Annotated in this window: 1 protein-coding gene; it reads right to left on the bottom strand. The window is 64.1% G+C overall.

The genetic code is table 11. The annotated features are described in order from the left end of the window. Positions 1-1717 (bottom strand): thiamine pyrophosphate-dependent enzyme (locus tag RMO57_RS21900; RefSeq protein WP_414896479.1); only part of this gene is annotated, 1717 nt, incomplete at its 3' end. Positions 1718-1805 lie beyond the last annotated feature (88 nt).

Below are 1805 nucleotides of genomic sequence, written 5' to 3'. Positions count from 1 at the left end.
CGGGCACGGTGGTGATCCGCTCGGCCAGGCGCTTGAGCTCGGCGACCGGCAGGGCCGTGTCGGCAGCGTCGGTCCACTTGCGGTTGAGGAACGGCGACCAGTCGACCGCGTACTTGCTCTTGTAGTTGGTGAGCACCGGGTCGACTGTGTGGCGGCCTTCATCCATGGCGGCGCGGAAGGCCTTGAACATCGCGTCCGGGCCGTCGGCGGGCAACACATTCTGGGCAATCAGCTTGTCGCCGTAGAGCTTGCGCGTGCCGGGATGCTGCGCGATCTTCTTGTACATCAGCGGCTGGGTCAGCGCCGGTGTGTCCTGCTCGTTGTGGCCGAGCTTGCGGAAGCAGACGATGTCGACGACGACATCCTTCTTGAACTGCTGGCGATACTCCAGCGCCAGCTGGGTGCACAAGACCACCGCTTCCGGGTCGTCGCCGTTGACGTGCAGGACCGGTGCCTCGACCATCTTGTCGACGTCGGTGCAATACAGCGTCGAGCGGCTGTCACGTGGGTCGGAGGTGGTGAAACCGATCTGGTTGTTGATGACCAGGTGGACGGTGCCGCCGGTGTAGTAGCCGCGCGTCTGCGCCAGCGCCAGCGTCTCCATCACCACGCCCTGGCCGGCAAAGGCCGCATCGCCGTGCACCAGCACCGGCAGCACTTGCGCGCCGGTCTTGTCGCCGCGCCGGTCCATACGCGCCTTGACCGAACCCTCGACCACCGGGTTGACGATCTCCAGGTGCGAAGGGTTGAAGGACAGCGTCAAGTGAATCGGGCCGCCGGGGCTGGTGACATCGCTGGAGAAGCCTTGGTGGTATTTGACGTCCCCAGCCGGCAGGTCTTCGGGAGCCTTGTGCTCGAACTCGTCGAACAAGTCCTTGGGCATCTTGCCCAAGGTATTGACCAGCACATTGAGGCGGCCGCGGTGGGCCATGCCGATGACGATTTCTTGCACGCCGGATGCGCCGCCACCTTGCACCAGCTCATCCATCGCGGCGATGAAGCTCTCGCCGCCTTCGAGCGAAAAGCGCTTCTGGCCAACGTACTTGGTGTGCAGGTAACGCTCCAGGCCCTCGGCAGCGGTCAGGCGGCCGAGGATGTGCTTTTTCTTGTCGGCCGTGAAGCTGGGCTTGGAGCGGATGCTCTCCAGCCGCTCCTGCCACCAGCGCTTCTCGGTCATGTCGGTGATGTGCATGTACTCGGCACCGACGCTGCCGCAGTAGGTCTCACGCAGGGCCTGCAGAATCTGCCGCAGCGTCATCTGCTCGGCGGACGAGAAATAGGTGTTGGCGGCGCTGAACGGAATGTCCATATCGGACTCGGTCAGGTCGTAGAACGACGGTTCCAGCTCCGGGATGCGCGGGCGCTCGGTGCGCTGCAGCGGGTCCAGATCGGCCCAGCGCGAGCCCAAGAAACGGTAGGCCGCAATCAGCGACTGCACATGGACTTGCTTGCGGGCGACGGCCAGATCGGCACTCGAGGCCTTGTTGCCGAAGGCGTTGGCCTTGGCGCGCTGGGCAAACGATTCGATCACCGGCGCGTGCGCCACATCGCGGGCGTCGCTGCCATCGGCGGCGGGCACATGCTGAAGCGCATCAAAGTATGTGCGCCAGCTGTCGGCCACCGAGGCGGGGTTGTCGAGGTAGGCCTCGTACATCTCTTCGACATAGGGCGCATTGCCCCCGAACAGGTAGGAATTGGACCTGTGTTGCTGCATCATCTCGCTCACCTCTAACCCGGCTTCCGGGAATCTGGCTGGTTAAAAAAAACCTTCCGCGGCACGGCTCTACCGGTTGGCGGATTGCGAC

It is taken from the genome of Roseateles sp., assembly GCF_031397715.1.
Classification (GTDB): Bacteria; Pseudomonadota; Gammaproteobacteria; order Burkholderiales; family Burkholderiaceae_C; genus Paucibacter_A.
The sequence above is the reverse complement of the archived record's forward strand: the minus strand, read 5'-3'. Positions and strand labels throughout refer to the sequence as shown.